The 20731-nt window shown below is 71.1% G+C and carries 19 protein-coding genes and 2 pseudogenes; 17 read left to right on the top strand and 4 right to left on the bottom strand.

The annotated features are described in order from the left end of the window. Positions 1 to 107 (top strand): annotated as a pseudogene (locus LIU39_RS03025) (IS5/IS1182 family transposase); the annotation flags it as partial. Between the two features lie 114 nt (positions 108 to 221). Further along, a complete protein-coding gene (locus LIU39_RS03020; protein ID WP_308409337.1) occupies positions 222 to 674 on the top strand; it encodes an HAD family hydrolase in 453 nt (150 codons plus the stop codon). A 15-nt stretch (positions 675 to 689) separates the two neighbouring features. Here LIU39_RS03020 and LIU39_RS03015 read toward each other — a convergent pair. Continuing rightward, positions 690 to 1576: pseudogene (locus tag LIU39_RS03015) on the bottom strand (helix-turn-helix domain-containing protein). Positions 1577 to 1779: 203 nt separating this feature from the next. Here LIU39_RS03015 and LIU39_RS03010 point away from each other — a divergent pair. From LIU39_RS03010 to LIU39_RS02945, 14 genes are all read left to right on the top strand, one after another. After that, positions 1780 to 2778: an NADPH:quinone oxidoreductase family protein gene (locus LIU39_RS03010; RefSeq protein WP_227044211.1), complete on the top strand. Its 999-nt coding sequence runs from the start codon at positions 1780 to 1782 to the stop codon at positions 2776 to 2778. Further along, complete coding sequence (locus LIU39_RS03005) at positions 2775 to 3977, top strand: acyl-CoA dehydrogenase family protein (RefSeq protein ID WP_227044209.1); 1203 nt, start codon at positions 2775 to 2777, stop codon at positions 3975 to 3977. The genes LIU39_RS03010 and LIU39_RS03005 overlap by 4 nt, the downstream gene beginning before the upstream one ends. Beyond that, positions 3974 to 5113, top strand: coding sequence for an acyl-CoA dehydrogenase family protein (locus tag LIU39_RS03000; protein ID WP_227044206.1), 1140 nt, complete (start codon positions 3974 to 3976; stop codon positions 5111 to 5113). The genes LIU39_RS03005 and LIU39_RS03000 overlap by 4 nt, the downstream gene beginning before the upstream one ends. 77 nt (positions 5114 to 5190) lie before the next feature. After that, on the top strand, positions 5191 to 6564 hold the full coding sequence (locus LIU39_RS02995; RefSeq protein WP_227044205.1) for a hypothetical protein: 1374 nt from the start codon (positions 5191 to 5193) through the stop codon (positions 6562 to 6564). Positions 6565 to 7008: 444 nt separating this feature from the next. Further along, positions 7009 to 8235, top strand: coding sequence for a S1 family peptidase (locus tag LIU39_RS02990; RefSeq protein ID WP_227044204.1), 1227 nt, complete (start codon positions 7009 to 7011; stop codon positions 8233 to 8235). 647 nt (positions 8236 to 8882) lie between these two features. Further along, on the top strand, positions 8883 to 9737 hold the full coding sequence (locus LIU39_RS02985; RefSeq protein ID WP_227044203.1) for a helix-turn-helix transcriptional regulator: 855 nt from the start codon (positions 8883 to 8885) through the stop codon (positions 9735 to 9737). A gap of 186 nt (positions 9738 to 9923) precedes the next feature. Then, the gene (locus LIU39_RS02980) at positions 9924 to 10229 is read left to right on the top strand and encodes a heme-binding protein (protein WP_227044201.1); all 306 of its coding nucleotides are present in this window, start codon (positions 9924 to 9926) and stop codon (positions 10227 to 10229) included. Positions 10230 to 10506: 277 nt separating this feature from the next. Further along, entirely contained in the window at positions 10507 to 10713 is a 207-nt protein-coding gene (locus LIU39_RS02975; protein ID WP_227044199.1) for a DUF2180 family protein, read from the top strand. Positions 10714 to 10828: 115 nt separating this feature from the next. Next, positions 10829 to 11062, top strand: a complete 234-nt coding sequence (locus LIU39_RS02970) for a hypothetical protein (RefSeq protein ID WP_227044197.1) — start codon at positions 10829 to 10831, stop codon at positions 11060 to 11062. Positions 11063 to 12195: 1133 nt separating this feature from the next. Then, positions 12196 to 12390, top strand: coding sequence for a ferredoxin (locus tag LIU39_RS02965; RefSeq protein WP_227044195.1), 195 nt, complete (start codon positions 12196 to 12198; stop codon positions 12388 to 12390). A 121-nt stretch (positions 12391 to 12511) separates the two neighbouring features. Next, on the top strand, positions 12512 to 13792 hold the full coding sequence (locus LIU39_RS02960) for an NAD(P)-binding domain-containing protein (RefSeq protein ID WP_227044193.1): 1281 nt from the start codon (positions 12512 to 12514) through the stop codon (positions 13790 to 13792). Between the two features lie 17 nt (positions 13793 to 13809). Continuing rightward, the gene (locus LIU39_RS02955) at positions 13810 to 14997 is read left to right on the top strand and encodes a cytochrome P450 (protein ID WP_227044192.1); all 1188 of its coding nucleotides are present in this window, start codon (positions 13810 to 13812) and stop codon (positions 14995 to 14997) included. A gap of 145 nt (positions 14998 to 15142) precedes the next feature. Beyond that, entirely contained in the window at positions 15143 to 15916 is a 774-nt protein-coding gene (locus LIU39_RS02950; protein ID WP_227044190.1) for a TetR/AcrR family transcriptional regulator, read from the top strand. A 251-nt stretch (positions 15917 to 16167) separates the two neighbouring features. Beyond that, positions 16168 to 16791, top strand: a complete 624-nt coding sequence (locus tag LIU39_RS02945; protein WP_227044188.1) for a group II intron maturase-specific domain-containing protein — start codon at positions 16168 to 16170, stop codon at positions 16789 to 16791. Positions 16792 to 16870: 79 nt separating this feature from the next. Here the strand turns inward: LIU39_RS02945 and LIU39_RS02940 are convergent, their stop codons facing one another. From LIU39_RS02940 to LIU39_RS02930, 3 genes are all read right to left on the bottom strand, one after another. After that, a complete protein-coding gene (locus LIU39_RS02940; RefSeq protein WP_227044186.1) occupies positions 16871 to 17443 on the bottom strand; it encodes a phosphatase PAP2 family protein in 573 nt (190 codons plus the stop codon). Continuing rightward, positions 17440 to 17640, bottom strand: coding sequence for a hypothetical protein (locus LIU39_RS02935; RefSeq protein WP_227044184.1), 201 nt, complete (start codon positions 17638 to 17640; stop codon positions 17440 to 17442). The genes LIU39_RS02940 and LIU39_RS02935 overlap by 4 nt, the downstream gene beginning before the upstream one ends. 273 nt (positions 17641 to 17913) lie before the next feature. Further along, positions 17914 to 18321, bottom strand: a complete 408-nt coding sequence (locus LIU39_RS02930) for a hypothetical protein (RefSeq protein WP_227044181.1) — start codon at positions 18319 to 18321, stop codon at positions 17914 to 17916. Between the two features lie 792 nt (positions 18322 to 19113). On the opposite strand from LIU39_RS02930, the gene LIU39_RS02925 reads away from it, so the two are divergent. After that, a complete protein-coding gene (locus LIU39_RS02925; RefSeq protein ID WP_227044179.1) occupies positions 19114 to 20712 on the top strand; it encodes an ABC transporter substrate-binding protein in 1599 nt (532 codons plus the stop codon). Positions 20713 to 20731 lie beyond the last annotated feature (19 nt).

Raw genomic sequence — 20731 nt, 5'->3', positions numbered from 1 at the left:
GCTTCAACCGCCTGAAGCAATGGCGCGGAATCGCCACCCGCTACGACAAGACCGCCGAGTCCTACCAAGCAGCCATCACCCTCGCATCGCTCCTGATGTGGGCGTGACATTTGAAGACAACTCCTAGCACTTCATCCGTATCGCGGTCCGGCTGCGGCAACGCAGGGTGAGTTCAGTCCTGGTGCAGCTCGTTGCGGCCGGGTCCGCCGGAGAGTGCGTCGGTGCCCGCGCCGACGCTCGCCGACTCCGGGCCCCGTCAGTACCTGCTCGAACGCACCTTGCGTGACTGGCGGGCCTTCTTCGCGGCGGCCACCGAAGACCCACCGTTACCGGAGGGCGTGGCGCTGGCCCTGGACAGCGCCAGGGACTGTGAGGTCGCCTACCTCACCGGCCGCCCCGAACGCTGCCGCCGCGACACCCTCGCCTGGCTCGCCGCCCAGGGACTGCCCGCCGGCCGCCTCTGGATGCGCGCCGACGACGACCGGCGCCCGGCCCGGCAGGCCAAGCCGGACCTGCTGCGCCGCCTCGCGAACGGCCGCGAGGTCCGCCGTGTTGTCGACGACGACCTGGTCTGCGACGCCTGCGAGAAGGCGGGCTACCCGGTCGTCCGCGCCCGCCGGGCCGTCCCGTCGGAGGCGATGAAGGACACCCAGGAGCGGGAGGGACGTACGTAGGGCAGCGCCTCTTACCTACGGCCGCCCGGGTTCGAGGACCCGGGCGGCCGGGCCGCGCTCCGCACCCAGGAGCCGCAGGGCGGCCTCGGACGGTGAACCGTCCGCCGCGGTGAACATGAGCACCCCCTGCCCCGATCCGTCCGGCGTCTGCATCATCTCGAAGTCCAGCTCCATCCCGCCCACCAGCGGATGGTGGGACCGCTTGGTGCCGAAGGTGCAGTTGCTGACGCCGTGCCGCGACCACAGGCCGCTGAACTCCACGCTCTTCATCGACAACTCGCCGATCAGCTCGGCGAGTTGCTGATCGTCCGGATACTGCCCGGCAGCCACCCGCAGGGAGGAGACGGCGCGCCGCAGCTCCTCGTCGCGGTCCGGGTACAGCTCGCGGGTGTGCGGGGCGAGGAACAGCAGCCGCTGGGCGTTGGGGCGGTCCAGGGGCCGGTCGGGGCTCGTCGGGTCGAGGTGGCCGGCGATCAGCGGTGCCCGAGACGGTTCCACGCCAGGATCTCGTAGCGCAGCCCGAGCGCGACGGCCGGGACCGTGTCCATGGCCGCGAGCAGCCGGCGCACCCCGGGACGCGCCGTGCCGGCCCGGACCGCGGGGCGCCGCTTGCCGCGCGCCGGGCGGGCGAGGTCGCGGAGGTGGACCTGCTCGTCGGCGGTCAGCCGCAGCGCGCGGGCCAGCGTGTCCAGCACGCCTTCCGAAGCGTGGTGGCTCTGCCCCTGTTCGAGGCGGGTGGAGTACGCGACGCTCACACCGGCCAGCTGTGCCAGTTCCTCCCGGCGCAGTCCCGGCACGCGGCGTCGCGTCCTGTAGGAGACGAGGCCGACGTCATCCGGCTGCAACCGGGCGCGCAGGAACCGGCCCAGTTCGGCGGGGGTATCGATGGCGGGTGTGTCCATACGGGTCAGTCCCGGGCATCCGGCGGCGGCGAGCCTGTCCCTGTCAATACCAGGGTGTGGGCCGGTCCGTCGCGACGGGCGGCGCCTCGCGGGGGTTGCCTGAAGCTGTTCCCTCAGGGATACCGACCGCTTAGTATGCCCGTGGCGCCGGAGCCCGCACGGTCCCGCGCCACCCGCGAACCCGAGGTCTGTGGAGGCACCAGGTGAAGGCATGGCGCGTACACGCGAACGGCGAGCCGCGCGAGGTGATGCGGCTGGAAGAGGTGCCCGAACCGCAGGCGGGGCCGGGGCAGTTGCTGCTCCGGGTGCGGGCCGCGAACATCAACTTCCCGGATGCGCTGCTGTGCCGCGGCCAGTACCAGGTACGCCCGCCGCTGCCGTTCACCCCGGGTGTGGAGATCTGCGGCGAGGTCCTGGACGTCGGCGCGGGCGCGGCGGGCGAGCCCGGACAGCGCGTGCTGGCCCAGCCGCCGCTGCCGGCCGGCGGACTCGCCGAGCGGGTGGTCGTCGACGCGGCGACGGTACGCCCGGCCCCCGAGGCGCTGGACGACGCGGAGGCCGCCGCCCTGCACATCGGGTACCAGACGGGCTGGTTCGGCCTGCACCGCAGGGCACGGCTCCAGCCGGGCGAGACCCTGCTGGTGCACGCCGCGGCCGGCGGCGTCGGCAGCGCGGCCGTCCAGCTCGGCAAGGCGGCCGGCGCCCGCGTCATCGGCGTCGTCGGCGGCGAGGAGAAGGCCCGCACCGCCCGCGCACTCGGCTGTGACCTCGTCCTCGACCGGCGCTGTGACGACATCGTCGCGGCCGTCAAGGAAGCCACCGGCGGCCGCGGCGCGGACGTGGTCTACGACCCGGTCGGCGGCGACGCCTACGCCAAATCCGTCAAGTGCATCGCCTTCGAGGGCCGGATCGTCGTCGTCGGCTTCGCCGGCGGCGCGATCCCCACCCCCGGGCTGAACCACGCCCTGGTGAAGAACTACGCCATCCTGGGCCTGCATTGGGGCCTCTACAACACCAAGGACCCGGACGCCGTCGCCGCCTGCCACGAAGAACTCACCAAGCTCGCCGCCCAGGGCGTCGTCAAGCCGCTGATCGGCGGCCGGGTGCCGCTCCAGGACGCGGCGGACGCCGTGCAGCGGGTCGCCGACGGCACCACCACCGGCCGGCTCGTCGTCATCCCCGGGGCGGAGCAGGCCCGATGACCGACGCAGCCGACCTGCGCAGGCGCACCGCCGAACTGCTCGCCGCGCACCCGCCCGCCACCACCGCACCCCTCGACTTCCTGCGCGCCCGCTTCGACGCAGGACTCGCCTGGATCCACTTCCCCGAAGGGCTCGGCGGGCTCGACGCACCGCGCGCACTCCAGTCCGTCGTGGACGCCGAACTGGCCGCCGCCGGCGCCCCCGACAACAACCCCGGCCGGATCGGCATCGGCCTGGGGATGGCGGCACCCACCCTCCTGCGCTACGGCACCGACGCACAGCGGCGGCGCTTCCTGCGCCCGCTGTGGACCGGCGAAGAGGTCTGGTGCCAGCTGTTCAGCGAGCCCGGCGCGGGCTCCGACCTCGCGGCGCTGGCGACCCGCGCCGTGCGCACGGGAAGCGCAGGACCCGAGGGCGCCGGGGACTGGGTGGTCGACGGGCAGAAGGTCTGGACGTCCGGCGCCCACCACGCCCGCTGGGCCATCCTCATCGCCCGCACCGACCCCGGCCTGCCCAAACACCAGGGCATCACGTACTTCGTCTGCGACATGACCGACCCCGGCGTCGACGTCAGACCGCTGCGGCAGATCACCGGCGAGGCGGAGTTCAACGAGGTCTTCCTGACCGGCGTGACGATCCCCGACGCGCACCGGCTCGGCGAGGTCGGCGAAGGCTGGCGGGTCGCGCAGACCACCCTCATGAACGAGCGGGTCGCCATCGGCGGCGCCAGGACACCGCGCGAGGGCGGCATGATCGGCGTCGCGGCCGGCGCCTGGCGCGCCCGGCCCGGACTGCGGACCCACGACCTCCACCAGCGGCTGCTGACCCTGTGGGTGGACGCCGAGGTCGCCCGGCTCACCGGCGAACGGCTGCGCCAGCAGCTCACCAAGGGACAGCCGGGCCCGGAAGGCAGCGGCATGAAGCTGGCCTTCGCCCGGCTCGCCCAGCAGATCAGCGGCTGGGAGGTGGAATTCCTCGCCGAAGAGGGGCTGACGTACGACGACTGGACGCTGCGCCGCCCCGACGGCGTCGACTTCACCGGGCGCGAGGCCGGCTACCGCTATCTGCGCGCCAAGGGGAACTCCATCGAAGGAGGCACATCCGAGGTGCTGCTCAACATCGTCGCCGAGCGCGTGCTGGGGCTGCCGCCCGAGCCGCGCAGTGACAAGGACGTCGCGTGGAAGGACCTCCCCCGATGACCGCACCGACCCCCGACCCCGACCTCCTCTACACCGAGGCCGAGGACGATCTGCGGACCGCCGTCCGCGCGCTGCTCACCGACCGCTGCGATCCGGCCACGGTCCTCGCCGGCCTGGAATCGGCCACCGCGTACGACGCCGGACTGTGGCGGGCGCTCGGCACGGACATCGGCACCGCGGGCCTGCTGGTACCGGAAGCGTTCGGGGGCGCGGGCGCGAGTGCCCGCGAGGCCGCGGTCGTGCTGGAGGAACTGGGCCGGTCGGTGGCGCCCGTCCCCTACCTGACCAGTGCCGTCATCGCGGTGACCGCGCTGCTGGGCTGCGACGGGGAACTCCCGGACGTGGCCCGCCTGCTGACCGGACTCGCCGAGGGCCGCACCGTCGCGGTGCTCGCGCTGCCGCTGCCCACCGCGCCCGGCGGGACGTACCCGTCGCGGGTGCACGCCGACGCGCGGGGTGCGCTCAGCGGCCGGATCACCTCGGTCGCCGACGCCGCTGCCGCCCAGATCCTGCTGGTTCCCGCCGACGGCCCCGAAGGCCCCGCGCTGTACGCGGTCGACACCACGGACGCCGGTGTCCGGTACGACCCGGTCACACCGCTCGACCTGACCCGCCCACTCGGTCACCTCACCCTCGAAGGCGCCGCCGGCCGGCCGCTGGCCACCGGCGAACGGGCCCGCGCCGCGGTCGGGCAGGCGCTGCTGACCGGGGCGGGCCTGCTGGCGTCCGAACAGCTCGGCATCGCCGAATGGTGCCTGGCCGAAACCGTGCGCCACACCACCGAGCGCAAGCAATTCGGCCGCGCCGTCGGCTCGTTCCAGGCGCTCAAGCACCGGCTGGCGGCGCTCTGGCTGGACGTCGCATCCGCCCGCGCGGCGGCCCGCAACGCCGCCGACGCGCTGGCCACGGACAGCCCCGACGCACCGGTCGCGGTGGCCGTCGCCCAGGCGTACTGCGCGCCGGTGGCGGTCCGGGCCGCCGAGGAGTGCATCCAGCTGCACGGCGGGATCGGCATGACCTGGGAACACCCGGCGCACCTGTTCCTCAAGCGCGCCAAGAGCGACGAGATCGCACTCGGGGCGCCGGGCCGGCACCGCGAGACCCTGGCGGAGCTGGTGGCGCTGCCCGCCCCGTAGAGATGTCCCCCGGCGTCCGTAACCAGTGGCCTGGGGCCGTAATGTCCGGACAGGGGCCTTCGGGTAGCGTCATAGCCATGAAGACCGCACCTCGTCGCGCGCTGCTCCTGCCGGTTCTCGCGCTGGTGGCCCTCCTGTTGGCGGCCTCCGCCGCCCTGGCGCCGGGGGCCCGCGCGGCCGGCGGGCTCGACGAGGCCGCCGCGGCACTCAAGAAGGGGCCGGTCTACGTCGATCCGCGGGCGTCCGACCGGCTCCCCTCGGGCCAGGCGGACGCGCTGGCCAAGAAGATCAAGGAATCCGGCAAGCCGGTCTTCATCGCCGTCCTGCCCAAGGCCGCCGAATACCAGCCCAGCACCCTGCTGCGCGACCTGCGCACCAAGGTCGGCATCAGCGGTGTCTACGCCGTGGAGCTGGGCGACGGCTTCAACGCGGGTGCCGACGCGCGCGTCATGTCGTCCGGCTCGGTGCGAAACCTCGTCGGCGCGGTCAAGCGCTCCGGGTACCCGACCGTCAACGAGCGCCTGAACAGCTTCGTCGGCGCCGCGGACCAGCAGGCCAACGGGCACGCCCCGGCGTCCTGGGGCGGCTCCGGCAACGGCGGCTTCGGCACCGGCACCGCCGTCGGCATCGGCGCCCTGGCCGTCGTCGGCGTCGGCGGTGCGTACGCCATCGCCCGCCGCAATCGCAACCGCCGCGCCGAGGCCGAGCGTGCCGCCCTGGAAGACCTGCGGGTGGTGGTCGACGAGGACATCACGGCCTTCGGCGAGGAGCTGGACCGGCTCGACTTCCAGCCGGGCGAGTCCGGCGCCGACGACGCGATGCGCGCGGACTACAGCCACGCACTGGACGCGTACGAGAGCGCCAAGTCGGCGATGGCGGCGGCCGAGCACCCGCGCGATGTGCAGGCGGTGACCGCGGCGCTTGAGGACGGCAGGTTCTCGCTGGCCACCCTCGCCGCGCGCCGCACCGGAACCCCGCTCCCCGAGCGCCGGGTGCCGTGCTTCTTCGACCCGCGGCACGGCCCGTCCGTCGTCGACGTGCAATGGGCCCCGGCCGACGGCGCCGAGCGCACCGTCCCGGTCTGTGCGGCCGACAAGGCCCGGCTGGACGACGGCAGGGAGCCGATGGCCCGTACGGTCAGGACCGCGGAAGGCGACCGGCCTTACTGGGACGCGGGACCGTCCTACGGGCCCTGGGCCGGCGGCTACTTCGGCGGCGGCATGCTCCCCGGCCTCCTGATGGGCACCATGCTCGGCAACATGATGATGGCCCCGCACGCCTATGGCGCCAACCTCGGCGGTCCCGGCGGCGCGGAGGGCGGCGACTTCTCCGGCTCCGACTTCAACCCCGACGACTTCGGCGGCGGCTTCGGAGACGGCGGTGGCTTCGGTGACGGCGGGGGATTCGGCGGCGGCGGTGGCGGCGACGGAGGGTTCGGCGGCGGCTTCTGACGGCTGTCCGCACCGGCCCGCCGGGCGAGCGGCCCCGCGCACCCGCTGCGCGCCCAGCAGCCCGGCGCAGCGCGCCCGCGCCGCGAAGCAGGCGGGACGCCGGAGCACGGGCCTGCCAGCTTCCCTGCACAGGTGCAGCACCCGCCGGTGAAGCCCGCGGCGCCGGGGGAGGGGCCGGGCCCCGCGCCGCCCCCGACTGCGGTTGACGCCTCATCAGGTGACCCGGCTCCCGGATGGCGGACGGCTGAGCAGGGGACGTTGCGCAGTGCGGCGGGGAGACCGCCGAACGGGTCGGCGCCGTACGGCCCGGGGGCGGCAGGCCGGGTGCCGGGCGGCATCCCCTCGTGCTGCCGGGGGATCTCTCCCATGCCGTGAGCGGCGAGGTCGAGCAGGCTCAACGAGCCGGAACCGACGTGTACTCGACCCCCGCGAGGAGAGATCCGCATGCACCGCCGCTACCGCCAGGCAGCCATCTGGGGCGCGACCGCTGCCGCCGTCATGGCAGCCGTCGGCCCGATCAACCCGGCGCACGCAGCGCCGCCCCCCGACCCGACGCCGACACCCTCGCAGCGCGGGATGCTCGACGCCATGCGCCGGGACCTGGGCCTGACACCGGAGCAGGCGCGCGCCCGGCTCGCCCAGGAGGCCAAGGCCCAGCACACCGCGGCCGCGGTACGCCACGCGCTGGCCGGCCCGGCCGCCGGGATGTGGTTCGACAAGACGACCGGCAGGCTCGTCGTCGCGGTCACCGGAGACGACGAGGTGCGGCAGGTACAGGCGGCGGGTGCGGTCGCCCGGCGGGTCGGACACAGCCACGCCGACCTCGCCGCTCTGGTGCGCCAGGTCTCGGTGAAAGCGGGCAACGGCGTGGCCGGGGTGACCGGTTGGGGCATCGACGAGCGCGCCAACGGCGTCGTCGTACGCGTCGACCGCTCCGCCCGCACCGCGGTGACCGACACGTTCACGGGCTCCGTGCAGCAGCTCGGCGCCGCCGCGGGCATCCCGGTGCGCGTCGCCCGCAGCGACCAGTCGCCCCGGCAGCAGGGCGGCAAGGTCGTCGGCGGCGAGAAGTGGCTGCCAGGCAACGACGGCATCTGCTCCATCGGCTTCTCGGTGACCGGGGCTTCCGGACTCCAGGGCTTCCTGACGGCAGGACACTGCACCGCCGAGGCCGACCAGCCGGCGTACGGCAAGGACGGCAGCCGGCTGGGCACGTCCAACAAGGGCGGCACGCACAGCGTCAACGGGCGGGAGGGCGACTTCGGTCTGGTCACGGTGGATCGGCCGGAGTGGACGCTGAGCGCCCAGGTGGCCGGGCAGGGCGGCACGCCGGTCACGGTCACCGGCTCGCAGGAAGGGGTGGTGGGCACCTCCGTCTGCCGCTCCGGCGAAGCCAGCGGCTGGCACTGCGGCGAGATCACCGCCGTCGACCAGACCGTGGACTACGGCACCGACGTCGTCGAGGGCCTGTCGTTCACCAACGCCTGCTCCATGGCCGGGGATTCGGGCGGCGCCTACGTGACCCAGCCCGGCGACCCGAAGGCTATCGGCGTGCACTCCGGGGGCGGCACCGCTGGCTGTGACAGCGGCGGCGACACCCTGACCGTCTTCCAGCCGGTCGACGAGGCCCTGGCGAAGTGGCAGCTGACGCTGAAGACCGGCAGCGCCTGACGGCCGGCGCAGCGCCGGGACGTCGCGCCGGTCTCCGCTCCCCGCAGGACACCGGCCGGCGGGCGCCGGAAGCGCTACAACATCCGGCCCGCCGCTGACCACACCTTTACGCACCGCTCAGGCGGACGCGTCTTCCCCCACACCTTCGACAGGGCGCACAGAGGGCCTCTGGCCAGCAATTTTCCTGGCCGGAGGCCCTGCTGTGCATCTGGGGGGGCATCATTACGGCCCGGTACGTACCGGTTGAAACCGGACCTCGGCGAACCGTAGGGAGGGGCAAGGGATGCCCGGAGGCCGTGAGGTATGTCGGAAAAGGTGGCACTGGGCCCACATGCCATACACATATCCGGGGTCTTGAGGCACGTGTGGCATGTCGGACTCAGGCATCGTTGTCTCGGCCGGCATTTCGCGGCTGGAGGTGGGCGTCGAAGGCTTCTCGGACTGCCAGGAGCATGCTGCGGTAGGGGGCGGGGCGCCGACGGCTGCACCACCGTTGCTCGGTGCGCGATCCGGCAGGCCACCGAAAGACTGGTGGGCCGGTGTTCGTCGGGCGGGCGGGAAGCCGCCGGTCCAGCCGACAGCCGTAGTCTTTTCTCAACGCGAATTGCGGAACGCGTCGCGGCATGAATTGACGGCGAGGAGCAGGAATGACGGATCAACGGGCCGAGTTGAAGGAATTCCTGCGCTCGCGGCGGGCCCGTATCAGCCCGGAGGAGGCAGGACTGGCGCGGAGGGCGGGATTCAGCGGCCGGCGGCGGGTGCCGGGGCTGCGCCGGGAGGAGCTGGCCCAGCTGGCCGGGATGAGCATCGACTATTACGTGCGCCTGGAGCAGGGGCGCGGCGGACAGGCATCGCCGGAGGTCCTGGACGCCCTCGCCCACGCGCTGCAGCTCGACGAGTTCGAACGGGCGCACCTGTACGCCCTGGTCAGAGGCGAAGATGTTCGCGCTTCGGCCGGTGCGGGCCTACAGGAGGTACGGGCGGGGGTACGGGCGCTGCTGGAGGCTCTGGGGCACGTACCGGCGTACGTGGTGGGGCGGCGCCTGGAGGTGCTGGCCTGGAATGAGCTGGCCCGTGTGCTGATCGCGGACTTTCCGGAGCTGCCCGAGGAGCAGCGTAATCTGGGGCGGCTGACCTTCCTGGACACCTCGGCGCGCCAGCGGTATCTGCGCTGGCAGGAGAAGGCCCAGGACACGGTGGCTTTTCTCCGCTTCGATCTGGGCCGGCACCCGGACGACGCCCGGCTGGCCGCGCTCATCGAGGAGCTGCGGACGGGCAGCGAGGACTTCCGCAGGATGTGGTCCGAGCACGACGTGCGGGATGTCACCTACGGTCCCAAGCCGCTCTACCACCCGCTGGTGGGCACCCTGAAGGTGATGTTCGAGACGCTGCGCCTGCCCGACGACCCGGACCAGGCGGTGGTGGCGTACCTGCCCGAGCCGGGCACCTCGGCGGCCGCCGGTCTGGCCCTCCTGGCTACCAAATCTGCGGGCCCGGAATAACAGGAACAAGGGGGTAGCGCCATTACCAGGATGCTCTGTCCCGGGTAATGGGATTCCTGGGAAAAGGTGGGCCTGTGCGGCCGGGAAATGACCCGGCAAGGTGGTTTTCACCGCCGGGGAAACCAGCGGGAAATCAGCAAGAGCCGCGAGAGCGGCACGACGCACCACCACTGAGGGGAAAGCGCCATGACCTACCATGTGCTCGTCCAGTTCGATGTCCCGCCGAGCAAGCGTGACGCCTTCGTCGCCGCCGGCCTCTTCGACGCCGAGGGCTCCCTGGCCAACGAGCCGGGCACCCTGCGCTTCGAGGTCATCCGCGACGAGGACAACCCCAACCGCATCTACCTGGACGAGGTCTACACCTCCCGCGAGGCGTTCGAGGAGCACTGCAACAACGAGACCATCAAGAAGTTCTACGAGAGGGTCGACTCCTACGCCTACGGACCGAACTTCCTGTTCAAGGGCTACCGCGCGGAGCCGAAGGCCGGCTGATGCGCTGTGGTGACTGCCCCTGGCTCGGCCAACCGGGCCGGCGCGGTTGCGGTCTGCTCCAGGTGCGGCGCGGCAGGGTGCCACCGGCACACCTCCCGCGCCGCATCTGGCCCACCGGGCGGCGGACGCGGGGCGTGCAGCCCCGCCCCGCCTCTTCTGACGCCGGCCTGCTCACAGCCTGAAGGCTGCGGCCACGGCCCGTCTCCCCACCACCACCGAAAGATCCACTCGCTATGCAGCAGTCTTCCCATGCCCCCGTCCAGGACGGAGTCGCCTGATGCGTTGCTTCGACTGCATCGAGCGCGGCCACGACACCGTAGCCGTGGCGGTCTGCATGGAGTGCGGCGCGGCCCTGTGCTCCTCGCACACGACCACCGTCGCGCACCTGCCACACCGCCTGGCCGGCATGGGCCGGGCCACTTCGCCCGCCCCCACGCGCCGCCTGCTCTGCCGTACCTGCCACCGCACCCACGGGGCAGCCTGAGATCCAGAGCACGCTCGCCGCCGAACGCGGCCTGAACGACCAGATCGCACGCTCCTACCGGCGCCCGGCCGCCCTGCTCGGCCTGCGCCCCGACCTCCTTACCACCTTCGACGAGTTGGCCACCCAGCTCAGCGTCACCGTGCGCGGCTTCGTCCTCACCGCGCACGCTCGCCCGGACCTCACCGAGAGACAGCTCAGGCCGGGCGCCTTCGGCACAGCACGCGAGGCCGAGTGGTCCCAGCCCGCCCTGGGCATCGCCGCGACCGCCCCGTCCTCCCTCGAACCCGACCCGGCAGCGGAATGGGGCGAGGAACGCCTCGCCCGGGTGTGGCAGACGCTGCAGGAATGACACCCCTCACCCCCTCTCGATCGCCAGGGAGAAGCACCGACGTCATCACCGAGCACGGCACTTGGCCTGGACGTACATGGGGAATCCAGGTGGTCGCCGACAGGTCGGCGAGGAGGGGACACGGTTCTGTGGAACGCCTTCGGAGGCCGTGAACGCGGAACGCCGAAGCCCGACAGGTCACGGCGGTGCCGTGAGACACCGAAACCCGGAAGCTGCACCGGCGTCGGCCGCGGTCCGGTGCGGCGCGGCGCGGGTCAGAGATGTTCGGGCGGTTGGGTCCGACGCCCGCTTCAACGGTTCGTCCACCAGGCCGCCCCGGATCCGACTGCTGTTGCCGTGAGGGTGATGAGCCATGCGGGGATGCGCCGAGGTATCCGCTGAATCGTCAAGTGCAGCCCACCACACCGGAGTTCGAACTGTGGGGTCGGTATTCGTGTGCCTGTCCTGGGAGTCATGCCCGACAGTTCAGCATGGGGTCGGGAAATGCGTCTCACGCCGCAGACGTACAAAACCGCACATCTGCTACAGACGTTTCGGTCAACTCCTCTGTGTGTCTGGGGCTCTGATCAGGACGTATGCCAAAGAGGCCGCCCCTGCGGCAGGGAAGGGAGTCGACCAGGAACGGCATGTCGTCGACAACCATCCAGACTGCGATGTGTGCCGCTTCGCCCATTGCCTCGCAGCTGACCAGGGGAATCGCGCTGGTCAGTGTAACTCTACGTATTCATTGCGCAGTCGCGGCCGTTCCAGTCCCACACGGTGTGCCCTCTCAGCCGGAGGTGGCCTCCCGTGCCCTGCCGACCTCGTCCCCCGTGCTCTGTTTGCGGGTATCCCGAGCTGACCCGGGCCGGACGGCACGCCGCCCCGGCACGCCCGTACCGGGGGCGGGCGAGCTGTTCAACAGAACGCTATTGCGCAGTGCCTCGGCGAAGCTCCTGGTCGTGGCCGGGCCGGAGAACCCGTCCGCCTCAACGCGGCTGCCCTGTAAGAGGATCCGGCCCGTAGCCGGGCTGGACACGAAGGGGGCCGGACAGTAGCGTCCGTAACTGAACTTAGTTAGGTGATCGGTGCAGCGATGTTGGTCGCCGTGTACTGCGCTGCCCCGCTTCCTGAAGCGCGCCGGAGGTATCCCCATGAAGATCGCCATCGAAGAGGACAAATGCTGCGGTGCGGGCCAGTGCGTGCTGGTGTCGCCGGAGGTTTTCGATCAACGGGACGAGGACGGCATCGTCGTCCTGCTGGAGCCGAACCCTCCGCAGGAGCAATACGCGACCGTCCGTGAAGCCGCGGCCGTCTGCCCCGCCGCCGCTATCGAGGTGCACGAGTGACCGGGCCGCGCCACCCCGCGCGCGCAGGCGTCCCGGCTGAGGCCGCGGACGCGGGGGCGAAGGCACCGCGCAACACGCCTGCCCCCAGCGGCATTTCCGCACGGGCCGGAGGTGCCCGGTGATGCCCGCCGACAACGGAAGTCCGGACGGGACGACGGGCGGTCATCCGCGGGCCGGCGTCGTGGGGCTCGGAATGATCGGCGGCGGGGTCGCCGTCAGCCTGGTCCGCAGCGGCCGGGCGGCGGTGGTGCACGACGTCCGCCCGGACGCCGCGGACGCACTGGCGGGCGTACCGGCGCCCCTGGCCTCGCCCGCCGAGGTCGCGCGCCGCAGCGACGTGGTGATGGTGGCGGTCGTCAACGCCGCACAAGCCCGCGAGGTCATCTGCGGCGAGAACGGACTGCTGGCCGCAGCACACCCGAACCTGACGGTTGTGCTGCTCAGCACCGTCGGTCTGCCCACCGTCCACGAGTTGGCCGCCGCCTGCGAGGCGGTGGGTGTCGGCTTCCTGGACTGTGGGGTCACCCCCGGCGACAAGGCCGCCGAGCACGGCATGGTCGCCGTCCTCGGCGGCGCCGACGTGGTGGTCGAGCGGGCGATGCCGGTGTTGCGGGACTGGGCCAAGAAGGTCGTGCACTGCGGCCCTTCCGGCGCCGGAATGGCCACCAAGATCGCCCGCAACGTCATCACCTACGGCAGCTGGCGCACCGTCGCCGAAGCCTCCGCGCTGGTGGAGGCGGCAGGCGTGGACGTCGACGCACTCGCCACCGTCATCGAGAGCGCCGACCCCAAGGGGGCCACCCTGCTGCAGCTCCTGCACATGAAGCAGGACGGCGTATCGGAGCCGCTGCTGCGGCAGGTCGAGAATCTGATGGTCAAGGACCTGGCCGCGGCGCAGGAGTTGGGCGCCGAGTTCGGCGTGCGGACACCTCTGGTGGACGTCGCCCGCGAGCGCGCCCGGCAGACCCTCGGACTGGACGAGGCTCCCGTACGGCCGCTCGCGCCACTGCCGCGGGACCGGCGCGAGCGGGGCGTGGAGATGATGAAGCGGGTCTACGGCTCCGAACTCGCGGACAGCATCGGCGAGCCCGCCGACCCCTTCACGACCGACACCCTCGACCACCTCTTCGCGGATGTCTGGAGCCGTTCGGAACTGTCCGTCCGCGATCGGCGGCTGCTCACCCTCGGCGTCGCCGCGTCCACCGGCCGGGCCGACCTGATCCAGATCCAGACCGCCGGCGCCCTGGCCAACGAGGAGTTCACCCCGCAGCAGTTGCACGAGGCCGTGCTGCACCTGGCGCTCTACGTCGGCTGGTGCAACGCCACCGCCACCTACAACGGCGTCACCGCAGCCCTGGCCGACCACACCGCACCCGACCGGAAATCCACGGAGCAACGATGACCGAGACCCTCCCTCCCATGCCTGTCCAGCGCACCCGGCCGCTCGACCCCCCGCTTGAGTACGACCAGCTGCGCGAGGAGCAGCCCGTCACCCGGGTTCGCTTCCCCAACGGCTCCGCCGGCTGGCTGGTGACCCGGTTCGAGGAAGGCAGCCAGGTCTTCTCCGACCCGCGGATGAGCGCCCGCCGCCCCCGGCACGACACCCCCGAGGGGGAGGTGTCCGAGGCCGGCGAAGAAGCGCCGTTCAACCCGACGTTCGTGATGATGGACGAGCCCGACCACAGCCTGTACCGCAGGCTGCTGACCGGACGCTTCACACCCAAGAGCGTGCAGAAGAACCTCCAGCCCTACATCGACAGGATCGTCGACGAGCACCTGGACGCCATCGAGGCAGGACCCGAAACCTTCGACTTCGTCCAGGCCATCGCGCTGCCCATCCCCTGCCTGGTGATCTGTGAACTGCTCGGCGTCCCCTACGAGGACCGGGACGGCTTCCACCACGCCACCGAGATCATGATGGACATGGCCAACAGCCGCGAGGAGCGTGATCGCGGCGCCAAGTGGCTCATCGACTACATCACCGAACTGGTCGCCAAGAAGCGCGCCACCGGCGCCGGCGAGGGGCTGCTGGCCGAGCTGATCCGGGTCGCCGACGCGGAAGGCTCCTTCCTCACCGACGACGAACTGATCGGCATGGGCGTCCTGCTGCTGTTCGCCGGCCACGACACCACAGCCGCCATGATGGGCCTGTCCGCCCTGACCCTGCTCACCCACCCCGAACAGCGCCAGGACCTGGCCGACAACCCGGCCAAGATCGGCCCGGCCGTCGAGGAGCTGCTGCGCTACCTGACCATCGTGCAATTCGGCCTCGGCCGGGTCGCCAAGGAAGACCTGGAAATCGGCGGCCGGCACATCGCCAAGGGCGAACTCGTCGTGGTCGCCATGCCCGCCGCCAACCGAGACCCGCGTGTCTTCGACAACCCGGACACCCCCGACTTCGACCGCAAGATGACCCGCCACCTCGCCTTCGGCTACGGCGTCCACCAGTGCCTGGGCCAGAACATCGCCCGCGCCGAGCTGAAGACCGTCCTGCCGCGGCTCTTCGCCCGCTTCCCCCACCTGCGACTCGCGCTGCCCGCCGAGGAGGTGCCCATGGACACGTACGGCACCAACTACGCGGTCAAGAAGCTCATGGTGACCCGCTGACCCCAGCCCCCACGGTGCCGTACGTGCCGCCCGGCCGCGGCCATCCGGCACGCGTGCCGCTGCCGCGGGGCTGACCTGCGGCAGCGGCACAGGCGTGCCCGGCGGGCGGGCGTAGGCTCGGGCACGTAGAGGGAAAGGACCGACCATGTGCACGCAGCCGACCGCAACCGGGAATCCGGCCGCCGAGCGGCCCCGCAGCCGCAAGGGCGAAGGCGACCGGCTGCGCGGGGAGATCCTGGACGCGGTCAACCGGCTCCTGGTCGAGTGGGGCAGCACGGAGAAGCTGACGATCCGGGCCGTCGCCAAGGAGGTTGGGGTCTCCGCGCCCAGCCTGTACCTGCACTTCTCCGACAAGACCGAGATGATCTGGGAGGCGCTCGCGGACAAGTACCGCGACCTCGCCGACCAGATGCGCGCCGCCGACGAGAACACCGCCCGCGAGCCCGGCGCGGACACCCTCGCCGGGCTGCGGGCCCAGGTGCACACCTATTGCCGCTTCGCCCTCCGCGCCCCGGGCCAGTACCGGCTCATGTACGAGATGCGTCAGCCGGCCGTCGACGCCGGCCGCATCGGACGTCACCCCGCCAGGCTGGTCTCGGAACGCTTCCGCGAAGCCGTCACCCGCTGTAAGAACGACGGATACCGGCTCACCCTCCCCGTGGAGCAGCTCGCCCAGACCCTGTGGGCCGGTCTGCACGGCAACGTCGCCCTCACTCACAGCCTCTTCCCCGACGCCTCCGCCGAACAACTCGTACTCGGCCTGGCCGACGGCCTGTTGGACTCCATGATCCACACGCAGGACGCGGCACTCCGGAAGACGCAGGGCGACGAGAACTCCAGGGTGGTAACCGCAATCCGCACCATACTCGGCACCGCCGAGGCCCCAGAACAGAGCGACGACGATGCCCTCGGGCGGTGACGTCCAGATCACCCGGCCGACGAGGACAAGTGGCCAAGAGAACGAGATTCACCACAACACCGGCTACCGCTCCGCCTGATGCACCGCCGCCTCTCCCTCGCCCCTGACGTCGAGTTCGTCACGTCTCCGGCGCGCACGGGGCACGTGCCCGACCGGGCAGAAGCCGGCAGAGGCCGTAGTACCGGCCGGGATGAGTACGGCGGCTGCGAAGGGCTGAACATCGAGTGGAACGGGTGATGTGGTGATTGCTCGTGCTGGTCACACGGACCGCAGCACGTCCGCTTCGTCTTCGTGCGGAGCGAGCGGGCCGCCAGAAGGGTGCTCGCCTCGGTCACGGCTGTGGTCGAGCAGCGGCTGAAACGGAAAGCCAACCGGGAGAGGTCGAACGCTGTCCATGCCCGCCCCGCGGCGCTGCTCGGGTTCGGCTTCCACTTCACCCGGAGCGGCGTCCGCATCCGGATCGACCCGAAGGCGCCGGCGCGCTGGAGGACCGCATCCGGGAGCTGGCCTCGCGCAGGTGGAGCATCGCGATGGATGAACGTATGGCGAAGGCCAACCGCTTCACGACCGGATGGATGGGCTACTTCCAGCTCTTGGACGCCCCCAGGCCGTTCCGGGACCGGGATGAGTGGCTCCGCCGCAGGACGCGGCAGATCCGCCGGAAGGAAGGGAAACGGCCTGAGACCCGCCATGCCAACCTGCTCAGGCTCGGGATCAACGAGCACTTCTCCAGCAAATGGGAATACAGCGGCAAGGGCTACCGGTGGATCGCGGGCTCGCCCGTCCTCCAACGGGCGCTGCCCAACTCCTACTGGGAAGACCTCAGCCTGCACATGCTCAAGCCGACCTGGCAACGGTTGAGATCAGCTCGGTGAACCGCCGGATGCGGGCCCGCCTGTCCGGTGGTGTGAGAGGAGGGCCGGGCGACCCTGCCCTCCTGCTCGATTGTGAGCGTCAGGCCAGGAGGAACGCCGCGGCGGTGGCGCCGCCGAGGGACGCGCCAGCCACCGTCTGGGCGACGGTGTGGTACGTCAGCGCCACACGGGACCAGCACACGGCCGCGGTGAGGAGGTAGGCGAGCAGCCACCACGGGGAGTGGACGACGGCGAGCATCGCGACGACGGCGGAGGCGACCGCGCTGTCCACGCTGATCTTCCAGACCAGGTTGATGGTCAGGAGTCCGATGGTCATGGCCCACAGGGCGAGCATCGCGATGAGGATGCCGGTCGGCGCTCGTCCAAGGACCATGGCGAGCGAACCGAGGCCGATGGACGCCAGGATGACCACGAAGATGGGGGCCCGTTTCGTGCGGTCCACCACGTGACGGTCGCCCCAGGTGCCCCTCCTGCGCTCCCACTCGATGTAGGCCGCGGGGATGATGCCGGCGCACAGCGCGCCGAGCAGACCCCAGGGGATGCCGGTCCAGTCGCCGGCGGCTGCGACGCCGATGCCGAGCATGCCGGTCAGCAGGACGTTGCGGGGCTGAAGTATGTCGGTGACGGTCCTGGCCGCCGTGGTGACGGTCATGCGGTTGCTCCTGCGGTGGCGAGCAGGCGCTGCGCCTGCGATGGGTCGGTCTTCCGGTAGGCGTGGGCGACGTGCCGCAACCAGGCGGCTTCGCCGTCCTGGTCAGTGGCCTGCTGCTGCTCGAACGCCGCGACCGGGCCCGCGGGCGCCCCTCCCGCCTTGGCTGCGAGCGCGGCCTCCTTCTTGGGGGCCGCCATCAGGTTGTCGGGGACGTGATGACCAGGCCGACGGGCGCTTGCGGTAGAGGACGATGCCGAAGTCGGTGTCCTTGATCCTCAACCCGCACGCCGTGCTCGCGGTGAGCATCGAGTCGGGGGTGCGCAGCATGTTGATCCGGCGGCCACGGGCCTTCTCCATGGTGATCCGCAGTTGCTCCACTGAGAACGGGTCGGGGATCGGAAGGTCCGCCAGGCCGGTCTCGCACCGCTCCTGCACCTCGCTCAGAGATGGCTCGGAAGAAGGTGCGTCCGTCATGTCTGCGGTTCCGCCGGACGTTCCTGCGTCTCCTGGCGCGCCTTTTCCACGAGATCGAGTGCGAAGTCGAGCAGGTCGGGCGAGAGCCCCTCTTCGGCGACGCCCCGCCCGGCGATTCCGCTGATACCGCCGGCGCGCTTGTCGGCCAGGAAGCGGAGCCCGGCAGCGACTTCCGCCTCGACCTGCGATTCCGGCTTGAAGAAGCGCCAGTCGCAGTCGAAGCCCATTCCCAGGGCTTGCAGAGTCTCGTCCCTGACCTCGGTGAGCTGGCCCTTGCGGAGCTTGCCGAAGTAACTGTGGGACAAGGCGCCGCCGCGGGCCTCCACGATTCGGCAGAACTCGCGGTCGCTCGGGGCGCCGTCGGGAAACGACTCCTTCAACAGGTAGTTGATCTTCTCCTGCAAGGTGCGCGGCTCATCCTTCCGGCCAGCGCTCATCTCCGCCCCCAGGCTTACGCATATCCGATTTTGCGTTGTTTGCTTGTGATGGCTTCGCCGCTTCAGTCCACGCCGCCAGGCGTGGAGTTCGTCTTCCGATCTACGTCCCGACCTCGAAATTCCCCCGACCCCCAACTGGCGTGCATAAATACTCTACGTCACTGTTAACTCGATGACACACGGGGTCGCCTGTAGGGGGGTGCGGCCGGATTCCGCCGTGCCCTGAAGCTGCGCACGGGACTGCCCGGCTCGGGGGAGCGGGCGGTCCCGTGCGCCTATCCGACGCGATTGGAGCGATGGGCGACCCGTGACGATCTCCGACGCAGTGCCTCTGCTTCTGGCCTCCGGCCTGCGGTCCCCCGAGGCCAGGCGGAACGCCGCCGTGCCGCAGGTTCTCGGCGCGGAGAACCGAACCACTCATCCGGGCAGTCGGCTGGACCCTGATACCAAGAGGGCTCGGTGGATGCCGAGCCCACGGTCCGGCTACGGGTGACACATCGGCAGCTCGGCCCGCCGCGCGGAGGTCAACAACGCTCTGTGGTCACACCTGTTGAAGGGCGGCGACGCTTTCGGTGCTGCGCCCAGGCTCCTCGGGGTGCGATGGGGCTCCGGGGGTCAGGGAGGGCTTCAAAGGGGGGTGGGCCGGACCGGTGGGGCGTTTTCGCAGGTGGCAGGGCCCCGGCTGTTCTTCGTGCGCTTTACGTACTGTTTAATTGCAAGGAATATGCAAGAGCAGTCGGTACGCAGAGGAGAGTGACGATGACGGCCCGGTCCATACGGGGAGCCGCCGCGGTGATGCTGGCGGCCGCCATGGCACTGACAGCGACGGCCTGTTCGACGCCGGAAGACGGCAAGGGTGCCGCGACAGGGCGCACGGATTCCGCCGTGGTCGGCATCGCGTACGAACCGGAGACGCTCAGTCCGCTCCTCGGCTACGGCAAGGACGGAAACTCCAAGATCTTCGACGGGCTGCTCACGCACGACGCCGAAATGCGGCTCAAGCCGGCCCTGGCGGCCGCGCTCCCCAAGGTCACCGACGGCGGCACGACCTACACCTTCACCCTCCGCAAGGGCGTGAAGTTCAGCGACGGCAAGCCCTTCACCGCCGACGACGTCGTCTTCACCTACGACACGATCCTCGACGAGAAGACCAACAACGCCTCCAAGGCCGAACTGGACGCCGTCAAGAACGTCGAGAAGAAGGACGACCACACCGTCGTCTTCCACCTCAAGTACCCCTATGCGCCGTTCGCCGAGCGCACCGTGCTGCCCATCGCCCCGCAGCACGTCGCAGGCAAGCAGGACGTCAACCACGGCAGCTTCACCACCAAGCCGATCGGCACCGGCCCGTACGTCCTCACCCGCTGGTCCAAGGGCGAGAAGCTGACCTTCAAGGCCAACCCCTCCTACTGGGGCGGTGCGCCGAAGGTGAAGAACTTCACCATGGCGATCATCAAGGACGACGACATCCGCGCCACCCGGCTGCGCTCCGGTGACCTCGACGGCGCCATCCTGCCGCCCGAACTCGCCGCCACCTTCAAGAACGACAAGGCCCGCACGACGCTGACGGCGAAGACCTTCGACTACCGCAACGTCACGCTGCCCAGCGCCAACCCCGTCACCGGCGACCGTGCCGTACGCCGGGCCCTGGACCTCGCCGTGGACCGCGAGGCCATGGTCAAGGGCATCCTCAACGGTGCAGGCAAGCCCGCCTACGGCCCGGTGCCCACCGACAGCCCCTGGTTCGCCAAGGGCACCGAGCGGCCGCACGACCTGAAGAAGGCCGAGCGGATCCTGGACGGCGCCGGCTGGAAGAAGGGTGAGGACGGCATCCGCAAGAAGGACGGCAAGCGCGCCTCCTTCACCCTCTGGTACCTCTCCGGTGACAAGCTCCGCCAGGAGCACGCCCTCGCCTTCGCCTCCGACGCCAAGAAGGCCGGCATCGAGGCCAAGGTCGAGTCCGGCACCTGGGAGGCCATCGAGCCGAACATGACCAAGGACGCGGTGCTCGCCGGCGGCGGCAGCCCCGCCGACCCGGACTTCGACCAGTACCTCCTGCTGCACTCCTCGCTGGCCGGCGACGGCTTCAACAACATGTCAAGCTACGCCGACAAGACCGTCGACGCCAAGCTCGTCGAGGCCCGCCGCACCGACGACAAGGACGCCCGCAAGGCCGCCTACGACGCGATCCAGCAGCGGCTCGTCGACGACCCCGCCTACACCTTCCTCACCCACGTCGACCACGTCTACGTGCTCGCCGACCGTTGGAAGGGCCTCACCACCCAGACCGAGCCGCACGACCACGGCCTGGCCTCGGGCCCCTGGTGGAACGTAGAGGACTGGCAGCCCGCCACGTGACCCCGACGTCTGTGCCCTG

The organism is Streptomyces pinistramenti (assembly GCF_020564935.1).
Taxonomy (GTDB): domain Bacteria; phylum Actinomycetota; class Actinomycetes; order Streptomycetales; family Streptomycetaceae; genus Streptomyces; species Streptomyces pinistramenti.
This window is presented reverse-complemented; position numbering and strand designations above follow the sequence as displayed.

Bases quoted from the DNA above. Each gene is read 5' to 3' on its own strand.
- LIU39_RS03005 (WP_227044209.1), top strand. From the start codon at position 2,775: ATGACCGACGCAGCCGACCTGCGCAGGCGCACCGCCGAACTGCTCGCC.
- LIU39_RS03000 (WP_227044206.1), top strand. From the start codon at position 3,974: ATGACCGCACCGACCCCCGACCCCGACCTCCTCTACACCGAGGCCGAG.
- LIU39_RS02995 (WP_227044205.1), top strand. From the start codon at position 5,191: ATGAAGACCGCACCTCGTCGCGCGCTGCTCCTGCCGGTTCTCGCGCTG.
- LIU39_RS02990 (WP_227044204.1), top strand. From the start codon at position 7,009: ATGCACCGCCGCTACCGCCAGGCAGCCATCTGGGGCGCGACCGCTGCC.
- LIU39_RS02985 (WP_227044203.1), top strand. From the start codon at position 8,883: ATGACGGATCAACGGGCCGAGTTGAAGGAATTCCTGCGCTCGCGGCGG.
- LIU39_RS02980 (WP_227044201.1), top strand. From the start codon at position 9,924: ATGACCTACCATGTGCTCGTCCAGTTCGATGTCCCGCCGAGCAAGCGT.
- LIU39_RS02975 (WP_227044199.1), top strand. From the start codon at position 10,507: ATGCGTTGCTTCGACTGCATCGAGCGCGGCCACGACACCGTAGCCGTG.
- LIU39_RS02965 (WP_227044195.1), top strand. From the start codon at position 12,196: ATGAAGATCGCCATCGAAGAGGACAAATGCTGCGGTGCGGGCCAGTGC.
- LIU39_RS02960 (WP_227044193.1), top strand. From the start codon at position 12,512: ATGCCCGCCGACAACGGAAGTCCGGACGGGACGACGGGCGGTCATCCG.
- LIU39_RS02955 (WP_227044192.1), top strand. From the start codon at position 13,810: ATGCCTGTCCAGCGCACCCGGCCGCTCGACCCCCCGCTTGAGTACGAC.
- LIU39_RS02950 (WP_227044190.1), top strand. From the start codon at position 15,143: ATGTGCACGCAGCCGACCGCAACCGGGAATCCGGCCGCCGAGCGGCCC.
- LIU39_RS02940 (WP_227044186.1), bottom strand. From the start codon at position 17,443: ATGACCGTCACCACGGCGGCCAGGACCGTCACCGACATACTTCAGCCC.
- LIU39_RS02935 (WP_227044184.1), bottom strand. From the start codon at position 17,640: ATGGCGGCCCCCAAGAAGGAGGCCGCGCTCGCAGCCAAGGCGGGAGGG.
- LIU39_RS02925 (WP_227044179.1), top strand. From the start codon at position 19,114: ATGACGGCCCGGTCCATACGGGGAGCCGCCGCGGTGATGCTGGCGGCC.